This is a genomic window from Streptomyces sp. NPDC050416 (assembly GCF_044458845.1).
In the GTDB taxonomy this organism is placed as follows: domain Bacteria; phylum Actinomycetota; class Actinomycetes; order Streptomycetales; family Streptomycetaceae; genus Streptomyces.
The window spans coordinates 511,599-524,018 of record NZ_JBITII010000007.1 but is presented as its reverse complement, the minus strand read 5'-3'; the positions used below and the strand labels follow the sequence as shown (position 1 = coordinate 524,018).

Below are 12,420 nucleotides of genomic sequence, written 5' to 3'. Positions count from 1 at the left end.
AGTCGCCGGTTGACCGTTCGGTCGGCCGCGGCGGCGCCCAGGACTGCATTGAGCCGGGGCGTCGCCGCGGCGGGTGCGTCCGCTCGTTACCGATCAGCGGACGAACCGGTCAATTGAGAAGACCCGAACGTGCGGCGACCATTCCCGCTTCGAATCTGGTACTGACGCCGAGTCGTCGCATCAGCGTCGCGATGGTCCTGCGAAGCGTTCTGGGTGAAACCTTCAGTTCTCGCGCGATGGCGGTATCAGGTCGACCACTGGCCCAAAGACGCAGCACCGTCAGCTGGTCTGGTGCCAGATCGGGTACGCGTGGCCGGCTCACGTCGGCCTCGGGATGCCCGGAGCCACAGATCCCCAGCGTCGGTTGCGCAGCGGAATCGCTGGCAGCGTCCCAGCAGAACTCGAAGACGCGACGCATACACCCGACAAGATGTGGATTCGTGACCAGCAGCATCTTTTCCGGCGGCCCGTCGACGTCTGTCGAGATAAACGATAAAGTGTCATCGACTACGGTGGCCTGGAAAGGGATCAGAGGTGACGTGCGTACTTGGCAGCCCAGTGATGTGAGCTGTCGGAGGTACGAACGGAATCGCAGACTGGTGTGCAGTTGCTGCTGAATGCATCGGACCGTTATCCCGCGGGTCCGGGCGGACTGGAAACTTTCCAAGTCCCGGTTCATATCGTCTGGCGATCCAAAGGCGGGCCGCAACAGCATGATTTCTTCAGCGGGCAGCTCGACGATGCTGTCCTGGATTTCTGCTATCCGATCGGCATCCTTCACGATCTCCTGTTCTGATGCCTGGTGCAGGGGAGGCCACATGCACGACGCCAGTGCGGAAACCTGCTTCTGCAGTGACCGGGTATATTCCGAGCACGATGCTATAGACTGTTCCTGTAGTTCGATGAGTCGGAGCAGTCGCCTAATCGGCTCATCGGCCTCAGTCGTTGCACGTAATTCTCGCTGTGCGTTGATCATGTCCCCCGTGCTTTCACGCGCAATGCGGTTCAGAACCAGTTTGATGACTTCAGCTGCGATGACGGTGTGTTGAACTGCGGATGGCTGTGATCGTCGCCGACGGGTGCGGACTGCGACCGAGCCGTTGTGAGAGGAGCTGAAGCCGCCGCTCGAGCGGCGGGTGTGAGCAGCAGACCGGCCGCGCCGGCCCGCTCGTCGAGGCCATCCGTGCTCTGATCCGGTGGTTCGCACCTCACGACGGCCTCATCATCCACTGCGCCTGGCATGTGGGACGTGGACGAACTCGCAGCAGTCGAGCACAACTTCATCACCGGTATGCGGCTCATTCCTGCACCCCCCGAAGCTACTCTGCGGTAGCCGCCCTGCGGGCCACAACATGTCACACCGTCAGCCCGGCTGTACACGCGGTTTCCCCGTGATCTCGGCCACGGTTGGTTTACGTCGCGACGGCCTGCATGGTCCTGTCCGACCCGGTCTGCCATGCTCTGTCCCGCCGCACCCCCACGGCGCACCGGCTGCCTCGGGGAGCCTTGACCCCGGATGAGGACGCCGTCGTCAGCGATCCCCACGTCACTCCATCAGCGGCTACTGGCCATGCGAAGTGGCCGCATGACGACGCGCGACTCCCAGTGCATATTCGATAGCCCTCTGACCGCTTGCGGTCACGGCCTGAATCGGCTTCATATGACGTGCAGTTGACACTTGTTTATCTTGTCTCTGTCAAGCCGGGCTGATACGGTCCCCAATACCGTCACCAGACGGTCAAAACTCACGCGGGCAACTAGTCCGGTAAAGTCGCCGCTCCGGGTGAGCATTGCGCGCGGCGACAAGGCAAACAACAAGGTGATCTCCTTTGTTCACCGGCTGTCGAGGGCACGTCCTCACGTCCGAAGTAGGGGATGAGAGAATCAACGTGAACAGTATTTCCGCGCAACGCGAAGCACTGGAGATGATGGCCGAGGCGCGTGAGCTGATCTCCCCCCTGCATCGCGCCACCATAGCCGCCCTGCCGGAAGAAACCAGCCACATAGTCGGCTATCACATTGGCTGGTGGGACGCGAACGGTCGGCCGTGCGAACAAACGGGAAAATACATCAGGCCGGCCCTTGCCATCGCCTGTGCTCGCGCGATAGGCGGCGAGGCCGCGGTGAAGTCCGCCATCCCTGTCGCTGTGGCGGTCGAGTTGGTCCATGACTTCTCCCTCCTCCATGACGATGTGATGGACAAGGGCACGGTCCGCCGTCACCGGCCGACAGCATGGTCCTTGTTCGGGACCTCGAAGGCCGTACTGGCAGGCGACCTGCTCGTCGCTGAGGCATACCGGCTGCTCGCATCCTCGGGCTGTGACGACCCAGGGCGATTGGTGAAGATCCTGGCGCAAGCCGTCCACGATCTTTGCGTCGGGCAAGCAATGGACCTCGCGTTCGAGGACCGCGTCGAGGTGACTCTCGCTGAGACCAGCGCCATGGTGTCGGGCAAAACCAGCGCGTTGATCGCCGCCGCTTGTGAACTCGGTGCGCTCACAGCAGGAGCGGACGCCGAAGCCGCGGCTGTCATGCGCGCCTACGGTGGTCATCTGGGCATGCTGTTCCAGCTGGTTGATGACATTCTCGGCGTGTGGGGAGACCCTCGTGTGACCGGGAAGCCTGTCGGCGCGGATGTGGCATCGCGAAAGAAGAGCCTCCCCGTTGTCGCCGCGTTGGAGGCAGGAACCGATGCGTCGCGCAGCCTGGCCGCCCTGTACCGCAGTGCCGACCCTCTCACCAGCGAAGACGTGGCCAAGGCGACACAGTGGGTCGAGGAGGCCGGTGGGAGGGCATGGGCTGAGGCGGAGGCCACCCGTCTGCGTCAGGCCGCTCAGGACTGCCTCGAACAGGTGGGAGCGGATGCCTGGGCGTTCAATGACCTGCTGTCATTGATGCGTTTTCTCGTGGAACGAAATGCGTAACCGCAGCCCCGAATGCAGGTATGCGCAGGGCAGGCCCTGACAGCTCTCAAAGCTTCTAATGCTGCAACGGTGCTTGTTCTGAGTGTTGGCCAGTTTTCAGGGGTTGTGTCCGCGTCGTTCGTAGTGGCTGATGCGGGCTTTGTGCCGGCGTCGTCGTCGCCAGCGTGAGTGCAGAATGTCGTCGACCGGGGTCGGGCAGCGGTCGGTGAGACGGGCGATCAGGCGTCGGATCTCGGCGAGGCTGAGGTGGATGAGATGGGAGGATCCATTTCTGCCCTGCCCCGGCCAGCCACCTGACCCGCAGCACTGTCCCTGCCCATCCGCGACCCGAGGAACCCCGGAGCACCCGACCCCAGCGTCGGGCCCCAGCCATGCCCGCCCCTCGACCAGCAACCAAAATGGCGGCCCCCCGTGATCAGCCCAGCTCAGCCACCCCAACCGAAACGGGAAGGTTAGTTCAAGAGAACACAGTCACAGGCTGCCCGCTACGCGGACGGGCCCACCGCCGTATCGAGATGGTCTCCGCCTGTGAAAATCTTGCCAGAGCCACGTTCACGTGTACGCCGACAGCCGTGGACTTGGTGCCAGCGTTCCAGGGTCGTCTGCGCGCGGGGCCCGTGGTAGCTGGGTGCGTCCAGCACGGCGGCCCAGCAGGTGCTGTGTGCCTTCACCTCGCTCAGGGCGGCTTCACACAGGTTGTGCCACAGGTGCCGCCTGTCCGCGACCTGCACCGCGTCGGGCAGGGCGCGGCGGATGGCCTCGGCGTAGGTGGCTGAGCCGTCGCGGCACACGACCTCGACGCCCGGATGCTCGCGCAGCCACGCTTCCAGCGTGTCGGCGGTGCGGTCGGGCAGTACGTCGATCCGCTCATGGGTCTCGGCGTCGATCACCACGGTGGCATAGCGGTGCCGCCGGCGCAGAGCGAAGTCGTCGACGCCGATGACGCGGGGCGTCCGCCCGGTCGGCAACAGGATGCGCAGCACAGCGCGCAGGGCCGTGTGACGGGACAGGCCCACCGCGAGTGTCGCGAGCAGACGTGATCCCGCCCGGCCCGCTAACTCTTTGACCACGTCCTTGACTTGCCTGGTCAGACGGGCCGTGCGTCGCTGGTAACGCTCCAGCACACCGGGCACCTGCTCGCGGAAGGTCTGCCGGCAGCCGCGCGTGGGACACACCAAGCGCCGCACCCGCACACGGACCACCACCCGTCGCCCGTCGACCGGCACGTCGGCCACCGTCCGCCAGTGATAGCCGTGCACCCGTCCCGACGAGGCCCCGCACACCGGGCAGACCGCGGTGTCCCGCGGAGTCCGTGCCCGCACCACGATCCGCTCGCCCTCGTCGGCCACATCCTCTATGACCAGCGGGGGAAGACCCGAAAACACCGTCCACACAAGCTCGTTGACATCCTTCACGTGAGTGTCAACGACCCTCACGACTCCCCACCACCGAATGTGAGCCAGGGCCGTTCGTTTGACAGACCCCCATCACACTGGTCAACGGTGGCGGGAAGGTGGCGTACGACGGAGAGGTGCCAAAGGCGGCGTGTCCTCATCCGGCGGGCGAAGGGGAGCGCCTCCGGCAGGCCGGCGACCGCCGGATACCGCGTACGGGTATTCGGCGGCGCACGGCGTGCTGACCTGTTCACGCCGGCTTCCCGACGGCCGAGGACAATCGTCGTGGCGGCGCAGCCAGTGGATCTGCTCGACCTCCTCGTGGCGGCCCAGCGCTGCCCGGTCGAGGACGCCGCAGTTGGCCATGGCGGGTTCGAGGCCGCGCGGTGGTGACGTAGGTCCGGTAGACACTGCCGTCCGACTCGCGGGCCTTGAGGTGGACCGACATTGGGCGCGAGGGTGTCCGCGATCGATGGGCAGACCGTGCATCCGGCCTCGTACGGCGGACCGAAAATGAAGTGGTGGACAAGCAGCTGCCAACGCCCGTCGAAGAGGTCCGTGAGCGACTTGGTCCCGCACGGCCAGCAGCTCGGCCGTGGTGCCGGCGGTCGCGGTCAGTCGGTGTCCGAGAGGCTGAAGTGCGTGGCGGAGGGTCGTGGTCACAGCCACCGGATCGTCCGCGCAGTCCGGGTCACGACCGTCGCGTAGCCCACGCCGATCATCAGGGAGGCGAACAGAGCGGTGACCGGGAAGTCCTCCTGGAGGTAGGGGTAGACCTGGTAGTGCGTCAGGTAGATGTACAGGGAACTGCTGGCCAGAACGCCCGCGAGCGTGCTGAGCGGGCCGAGGCTGGGCAGGGTCGGCACCCAGATCAGCAGCCCCAGCCCGGCGATCACGAGGGCCGTGCGCAGGGGCTGGTCCTCGAACAGGCCGGGCACGGTGAGCAGCAGCGCCGCGGTCAGCAGCGCCCGCTGCCGCACGGTGTCCGCCCGGGCGGCCGCCCACCCCAGTGCGAAGAGCCAGAAGACCACTGAGGGGCTCAGCTGGGGTCGGACGGACGCCAGGCCGAGCAGGTCGTAGCGGCCGACCAGGCCGATGGCCATGAGGGCCAGCGGCACGCCGAACGCGTACCGTCGCTCCAGCCGGTCCAGCAGCGGTACGGCCATGAGGAGAGTCAGGGCGATCAGGAAGTAGACGAGGGCCTCCACGAACCAGTAGGCCCAGTCGAAGCGATCGTTCCCCTGGTCGAGGAGGGTGTTGAGCAGCAGGGCGTTGGCGGGGTCGTAGAAGTCGGTCAGGAGCACGGCGCCGGTGATCCACACCATGCTCGGCACGGCTATGCGGGCGATGCTGCGCCACAGGCGGCGTATGCGCTCGCGGCGTGTGGCGTCTGTCAGGAGGAAGCGGGCGAAGTTGTAGCCCGCCACGCCGAGGAGGATGTGGGCGAAGCCCTTGATGTCGAAGATCCGGATGTGTGAGCCGACGATGAGGACGATTCCGGCGGCACGCAGGACGACGCCGGTTTCCAGGGTGCGGCGGGTTCGCCAGGAGTCGGGGCTGGTACAGGTGCGCAGTGCGCTTCGGATTCCCCGCTCCCGCCGCGGCACCGACCCGTCCCGTTGGTCCGGCCTTTGGGCCACGGGCGCGGTCAGGGGGCGCAGCTCGCGGATCGTTCTCGTGTGCCAGTCGGTGGGCAGGTGGCCGAGCGCCTCCTCCAGGCGCAGGGACATCTCGACGTAGGACAGGGAGTCGCCGCCCAGGCTGACGAAGCTGCTGTCCTCGGTGACGTCGACGCGGTCGAGGATCTCCGCGTAGAGGCAGACCAGGTCCTCAGCGGGGTCGGGCGCCGCCTGCGCGGAAGGGCGTGTCAGTTGTCGTACGGCCTCGTAGTCGGGCTTGCCCGAGGCCAGGCGGGGGAGCTCGGCCAGGGCGCGGACCCGTACGGCGTGGGGCGGGAGCCCGCACTCCTGCGCAATCAGCCCGCGGATACGGCCTTGCGCGCTCGCGTCCCCGAGCGCGGTCACGGCCAGGGTCTCACCGTCCCCCGCGCAGTACGCGGTGACGCCGTGTGCCTCCAACAGGGTCTCGATGCGCTGCGGGTCGATCCGCAGGCCGAGGATCTTCACGAAGCGGCTGCGGCGGCCGATGATCTCGTACAGCCCATCGGAAGCGCGGCGGGCGAGGTCCCCGGTGCGCAGCTCCTCGACGGTGCGGCCGAGGGAGAGGTCGGCCGGGCTCTCGGCGTAACCGAGCATCACGTTCGGCCCCGAGTAGACCAGTTCCCCGGCACGCGGACCGTGTCCGTCGACGGGGTCCAGCCGGAACGAACCGCCGGGTATCGGCACACCGATGACCTCGGGGCGTTCGGCGGCGAGCTGGGGCGGGAGGTAGGCCATGCGGGCCGTTGCCTCGGTCTGGCCGTACATCACGAACAGCTGCCAGCCCGAACGGCGGCCCAACTCGGCGTACCGGGCGACGAGTTCCGGCGCGAGCCGCCCCCCGGCCTGGGTGACGCGGCGCAGGTGCGGCAGGTGCATACGTGTGAACTCGACCCGGTCGAGCAGGTCGAAGGTGTACGGCACCCCTGCCAGCGAGGTGCCGCGGGCGGCGCGGAACTCGTCCCAGAAGGCGGCGTCGGACACCGACCGTTCGGTGAGGACGAGCCCGGCGCCGCGCAGCAGGTGGCTGTGGATGACGGACAGGCCGTAGCAGTAGTGCATGGGCAGCGTGGTGGCGGCCCGGTCGGTGTCGTCGATGCCGAGGTAGGTGGCGATGGATTCGGCGTTGGCCTGGAGGTTGTCGTGGGAGAGCCGTACCAGCTTGGGTGAGCCGGTCGAGCCGGAGGTGCTCAGCAGCAGGGCCAGGTCCGGGTGGAGGGTGTGGGCGCTCGTGGGGTGCCGTTCGTCGAGGGTCCAGGTCCCGTCGGTGTGCGGGCGGGCCACGACGTCGGGGGCGTACGCCTCGGTCAAGGAGCGGATCGTGCTCTCGCTGTCGCCCGGGACGAGCAGGACGGGGTGGCCGGCGGACAGGGCGGCCAGGTGTGTGACGAGCGCGTCGGTGCGGTTGGCACCGGCCAGCAGCACCAGCCGCCGTACGGGCCCGAGGCGCTCGGCGGTGAGGGCCACCCGCTCGGCCAACTCGCGATACGCCACCTGGCCCTCTGGCGTGATGAGCGCGATGCGGTCACCGTGTGCCGCGAGTTCGCGTGCGAACGGCACAGCATTCGGCTGCGGGAGCGGCAGGGCGGGCGTAGCCGGGTGGACGGTGGCCCCGGAGGGGCCGGTCGGACGGGGAACCGGGCGCGGAGCCGGGAGGGGCACGGAGGAGTGGATCACGGGGCGCGCCCTTTCCGCGGCAACGTCCGCTTTAGCAACCCTTGACTGTTAGGCAAGGTTTACCTTATTCATAGCATGGTCGAAAACAAGCCACAGAAAAGTCACAGGATCGCTTCGCCCCTCGCTCTCCACCGACAGCACCGGCGGCGTGCAGGCGAGCCCCGCAGGAAGGCACACACCATGCGACGCCCCACGGCTCGTCAGATCACCGCGCTGGTCACGGCCGGTCTACTGCTTCCCGCCCTCGCCGCATGCGGTTCCGAGGACAAGGACACCGAAAGCCAGAGCGGGGACTCCTCCCTCGTCATCTACTCCGGCCGCAACGAGAAGCTGGTCAAGCCACTTCTGGACAAGTTGGAGGAGGCTGTCGGTACCGAGGTCGAGGTGCGTTACGGCGACAGCGCGGAACTCGCCGCCCAGATCCTGGAGGAGGGCGACCGCACCAAGGCCGGGCTGTTCTTCTCCCAGGACGCCGGCGCGCTGGGCGCCCTGTCCAAGGAAGGCATGCTGCAGAAGCTCCCGCAGACCACTCTCGACGCGGTGGACGACGCCTACCGCGGCGCCGGCGGCGACTGGGTCGGCCTCTCAGGGCGCGTCCGCGTCATCGCGTACAACCCGGACAAGGTGACCGAGGGCAAGGTTCCGGACAGTGTCTTCGACGTCGTCAAGCCGGAGTGGAAGGGCAAGGTCGGCTTCGCGCCCACCAATGCCTCCTTCCAGGCGTTCGTCACCGGCATGCGGGTCTTGAAGGGCGACGACATCACCCGCAAGTGGCTCGAGGACCTGAAGGCGAACGGTGCCAGGACGTACGCCCACAACCTGGCGACCCTGGACGCGGTCGAGGCCGGCGAGGTCGAGCTCGGCCTGGTCAACCACTACTACTGGTACGAGCGGGTCGCCGAGAAGGGCGAGGACGAGGTCGACGCCGAGCTCAAGTTCCTGCCCGGCAAGGACCCCGGCGCGCTGATCAACGTCGCCGGCGCCGGCATCCTCAAGGACAGCGGGCAGAGCGCGACCGCCCAGAAGGCGGTGGACTACCTGCTGTCGAAGGAGGCGCAGACCTACTTCGCCGACGAGACCAAGGAGTACCCGTTGGCCGCGGGGGTCACCAGCAAGGTCGAGGGCCTGCCGCCGTTCGATTCCCTGGAGTCCCCCGACATCGACCTCGGCAAGCTGGAGTCCCTGCAGGAGACGCTGGCCATGCTCCAGGAAGCCGGACTGGTCTAGCCTGCCGTGCAGACATCGCCGTCCTCCGCACGCCCGACCGGAGCCCTCGCCGCCCCGGTCGGGCGCGAGCCCGAACACGGGCCGGACAGGGGTCGCGGACGATCGAGGCGCCTGGCGGGACGATTCGTCACGGCCGGTCGCAGACCGCCCCTGATCCTGCTCGTCCCAGCCTGCGTGGCCGCCTTGTTCGCCCTGCTGCCACTCGGCTACCTCGCCGTCCGCGCCCTGGAACGCGGCCCCGCGTTCGCCTGGGACGTCGTCGCCGACCAACGCACCGTGGACCTCCTCGGACGCAGCCTCGGCCTGACCGCCGTGGTGGTGACCGCCTGTCTGGTCCTGGGTGTCTCACTGGCCTGGCTCACCGTCCGCACGCGACTGCCCGGCGGCCGCGCATGGTCGGTGCTGGCCACGCTGCCGCTCGCCGTGCCCAGCTATGTCGCCGCCTTCGCCTGGCTGTCGGCCGAACCGGACCTGGCCGGTTTCGGCGGCGCCGCCCTCGCGCTCACGCTGGTCAGCTTCCCGTACGTGTATCTGCCGGCAGCCGCGGCCCTGCGAGGCATCGACCCGGCGCAGGAGGAGGCCGCGCGCTCCCTCGGCCACGGCCCGCTCGGCACGTTCCTCCGCGTCACCCTGCCGCAGCTGCGACCGGCCGCGGCGGGCGGAGCCCTCCTCGTCGCGCTGTACGTGCTCTCCGACTTCGGCGCGGTCTCCCTGATGCGGTACGACACCTTCACCCGCGCCATCCACACCTCCTACCGCGCCTCGTTCGACCGCACTCCGGCCGCCGCGCTCAGCGTCGTCCTCGTGGCGATGACGATCGCGCTGGTCGCTGCCGAAGCCCGCACGCGGGGCCGGGCCGGCCACGCCAGGACCGGAACGGGCACCGCCCGCCCGGCCGTTCCGGTCGCCCTCGGCCGGTGGCGGCCCTTCGCCCTGCTGTGGTGCGGCACGGTGACGGCCGTCGCCGTCGCCTTCCCGCTGGGCACCCTCGGGTACTGGCTGGCCGTCGGCAGCTCGGCCACCTGGGACCTGGGCGGGCTCGCTCAGACCGCGTGGGCCACGTTCGGGGTCGCGGCGGCGGGGGCGGGTCTCACCACGTTCCTCGCCCTGCCGGTCGGGGTGATCGCCGCCCGGCACCGGGGGCGCGGCGCAGGGCTGCTGGAACAGGCGGCCTACGCCGGCCACGCGCTGCCCGGCATCACGGTCGCCCTCGCGCTGGTCTTCTTCGCCGTGCGCTACGCCTACCCGCTCTACCAGCAACTCCCGCTGCTGGTCGGCGCGTACGCGGTCCTGTTCCTGCCGGTCGCGGTGGCCGCCACCCGGGCGGCCGTTCTCCAGGCGCCGCCCGTCCTGGAGGACGTGGCCCGCTCACTGGGACGACGGCCGTGGCAGGTGCTGCGCGAGGTCACCGTGCCACTGGCCGCACCCGGCGTGGCCGCCGGCGCCGCGCTCACCTTCGTGGTCTGCATGAAGGAACTCCCCGCGACCCTCCTGCTGCGCCCCACCGGCATGGACACCCTCGCCACCCGGCTGTGGACGGAGACCGGCGCGGGATCCTTCGCGGCCGCCGCCCCCTATGCTGCCGCGCTGATCCTGCTGGCCGCCGTCCCCTCGTACCTCCTAGGCAGGCACCGGACATGAACGAACTGCACGTCGAAGGGCTCACCAAGTCCTACGGAGCCGGGGAGCCGGTCCTGCGCGGGCTCGCACTCACCGTCCGCGCAGGCGCGTTGGCCGCCGTCCTGGGCCCCTCCGGCTGCGGCAAGACCACCCTGCTGCGGATCGTCGCCGGATTCCTGGACGCCGACGCGGGCACCGTCCGCCTCGGCGACCGCACCCTCGTCGGCCCGGGCGTCCACCTGCCGCCGGAGCGCCGCCGCATCGGCATCGTGCCCCAGGAGGGCGCCCTCTTCCCGCACCTGAACGTCGCCCGCAACGTCGCCTTCGGGCTGACCGGCACCGACCGGGCCGAACGACGACGCCGCACCGAGGAGATGCTGGACCTGGTCGGCCTCGCCGGACACGGCGACCGCATGCCGCACGAACTCTCCGGCGGCCAGCAACAACGCGTCGCCCTCGCCCGCGCGCTCGCCCCTCGCCCCCAACTCGTGCTCCTGGACGAGCCGTTCAACGCCCTGGACAGTGCGCTGCGGACGGGAGTGCGGTCGGACGTACGGGCCGCGTTGCGGGCGACCGGCGCCACGGCGGTCCTCGTCACCCACGACCAGCAGGAGGCCCTGTCCACCGCGGACCTCGTCGCCGTCGTACGGGACGGCCGGGTCGCCCAGTGCGACACCCCGCAGAATCTCTACGGCCGTCCCGCGGACCCCTGGATCGCCGACTTCGTCGGCGACGCCGTCCTGCTCCGCGGCGCCGTCGACGACGACGGCATGGCCGTGACGGCCCTGGGCGCCGTGCCACTCGCCGACCCTCCTGCCGGCCTGCGCGCCGGCACGGTCCTGCTCCGGCCGGAACAGCTCCTCCTGACCGACGTGGACTCCGAGGGCACGGTCAGGGGCACGGTGACCGACGTCTCGTACTACGGCCACGACGCCATGGTCACCGTGACCGTCGAAGGCCACGACACCCCCGTCGGCATCCGGGTCGCGGGCCCCCTGACCGTTCGCCCGGGGGAGAAGACGGGTATCCGCGTCGTGGGCGAAGGCGGCCTTCACCGTAACGACGGTTCACCGGAGCCCTCGCACCCGCGGGGCTGAAACCGGTCTGTGCTCGGGCCACACGCTCGTCCCGGGCTCGGGACCGCGAAGCTACGCGACCGCATTGCTGGTTAGAGTGGCAAGCAGGGACTGGCGCGGGGGCGCGGCAGCGCGGTGGCGGCGGGAGACATGGGACTGCGACACGAACCACCGCCGCGCAAGCCCGCGGTGCTGCCCCCGGCGCTGCGCGCGTCGCTCGGGATCGTCGCGGCCCTCGCCGCGCCGGTCGTCGTCGTGCTCGGGGTCCTGGTCGCCGGGCACAGCGAGCCCGGCAGGGTGGACAGGTGGGTCGTCCGGCCGACGGCGGACAGTGTGGGGCCGCCCTGGCGGTACGTCGCTCTGGGCACGGACTTCCTGGGGGAGCCCGTGGGAGCGGCGGCTGTGGTCCTGGCCGTCGTGGCGGGGTGCCTGCTGGTGCGGTGGCCTCGCGCGGCGGTGCTCGTCGTGGGCGGCGCCGGTATGAGCGTGGGGGCGGCCACGTCGCTCAAGCCTCTGGTGGGGCGCACCATCCACGGCGACGGCAACCTGTCCTACCCGAGCGGGCACACCGCCTTCCTCACCGCGTTCGCCGTCGTGGTGGCGCTGTTGGCGGCCGGTCGGTTTCGTCTCGGCAGGACGGCCGGCACGCTGCTCGTGCTCGCCGCGGCGCTGGTCGCCGGGGCCGCCATGGGCTGGGCGCAGGTCGCCCTGGGCGCGCACTACCCGACCGACGTCCTGGGCGGCTGGTGCACCGCGCTGGCGGTGGTACCGGCGACCGCATGGCTGGTCGATCAGGTGGCCGACACCCGTCGGCTGTGGCCTCGCTGACGTCACGTCACGTCAC

Annotated in this window: 7 protein-coding genes and 2 pseudogenes; 5 read left to right on the top strand and 4 right to left on the bottom strand. The window is 69.4% G+C overall.

The features are described 5' to 3' along the window. Nucleotides 1-109: 109 nt before the first annotated feature. Nucleotides 110-781: a LuxR C-terminal-related transcriptional regulator gene (locus ACIBL4_RS24455; RefSeq protein WP_399413439.1), complete on the bottom strand. Its 672-nt coding sequence runs from the start codon at nt 779-781 to the stop codon at nt 110-112. 1,108 nt (nt 782-1,889) lie between these two features. Between ACIBL4_RS24455 and ACIBL4_RS24450 the strand changes: the two genes are divergently transcribed. Continuing rightward, a complete protein-coding gene (locus ACIBL4_RS24450) occupies nt 1,890-2,924 on the top strand; it encodes a polyprenyl synthetase family protein (protein WP_399413437.1) in 1,035 nt (344 codons plus the stop codon). 554 nt (nt 2,925-3,478) lie between these two features. On the opposite strand, the pseudogene ACIBL4_RS24445 reads toward ACIBL4_RS24450, so the two are convergent. The 3 genes and pseudogenes from ACIBL4_RS24445 to ACIBL4_RS24435 all read right to left on the bottom strand — a co-directional run. Beyond that, nucleotides 3,479-4,309: pseudogene (locus ACIBL4_RS24445) on the bottom strand (ISL3 family transposase); the annotation flags it as partial. A 473-nt stretch (nt 4,310-4,782) separates the two neighbouring features. Continuing rightward, nucleotides 4,783-4,884: pseudogene (locus ACIBL4_RS24440) on the bottom strand (DUF899 family protein); the annotation flags it as partial. A 93-nt stretch (nt 4,885-4,977) separates the two neighbouring features. After that, entirely contained in the window at nt 4,978-7,536 is a 2,559-nt protein-coding gene (locus ACIBL4_RS24435; RefSeq protein WP_399413435.1) for an AMP-binding protein, read from the bottom strand. A 297-nt stretch (nt 7,537-7,833) separates the two neighbouring features. Here ACIBL4_RS24435 and ACIBL4_RS24430 point away from each other — a divergent pair, with 297 nt between their 5' ends. From ACIBL4_RS24430 to ACIBL4_RS24415, 4 genes are all read left to right on the top strand, one after another. Next, nucleotides 7,834-8,880, top strand: coding sequence for an iron ABC transporter substrate-binding protein (locus ACIBL4_RS24430; protein WP_399413433.1), 1,047 nt, complete (start codon nt 7,834-7,836; stop codon nt 8,878-8,880). Between the two features lie 174 nt (nt 8,881-9,054). Beyond that, on the top strand, nt 9,055-10,521 hold the full coding sequence (locus ACIBL4_RS24425) for an ABC transporter permease (RefSeq protein ID WP_399413431.1): 1,467 nt from the start codon (nt 9,055-9,057) through the stop codon (nt 10,519-10,521). Beyond that, nucleotides 10,518-11,597, top strand: a complete 1,080-nt coding sequence (locus ACIBL4_RS24420) for an ABC transporter ATP-binding protein (RefSeq protein ID WP_399413429.1) — start codon at nt 10,518-10,520, stop codon at nt 11,595-11,597. Before ACIBL4_RS24425 ends, ACIBL4_RS24420 begins: the two co-directional genes overlap by 4 nt. Nucleotides 11,598-11,726: 129 nt before the next feature. Beyond that, nucleotides 11,727-12,404 (top strand): phosphatase PAP2 family protein, encoded by a 678-nt coding sequence (locus ACIBL4_RS24415; protein ID WP_399413427.1) that lies wholly within the window; start codon nt 11,727-11,729, stop codon nt 12,402-12,404. Nucleotides 12,405-12,420 lie beyond the last annotated feature (16 nt).

Bases quoted from the DNA above. Each gene is read 5' to 3' on its own strand.
- ACIBL4_RS24430 (WP_399413433.1), top strand. From the start codon at position 7,834: ATGCGACGCCCCACGGCTCGTCAGATCACCGCGCTGGTCACGGCCGGT.
- ACIBL4_RS24415 (WP_399413427.1), top strand. From the start codon at position 11,727: ATGGGACTGCGACACGAACCACCGCCGCGCAAGCCCGCGGTGCTGCCC.
- ACIBL4_RS24420 (WP_399413429.1), top strand. From the start codon at position 10,518: ATGAACGAACTGCACGTCGAAGGGCTCACCAAGTCCTACGGAGCCGGG.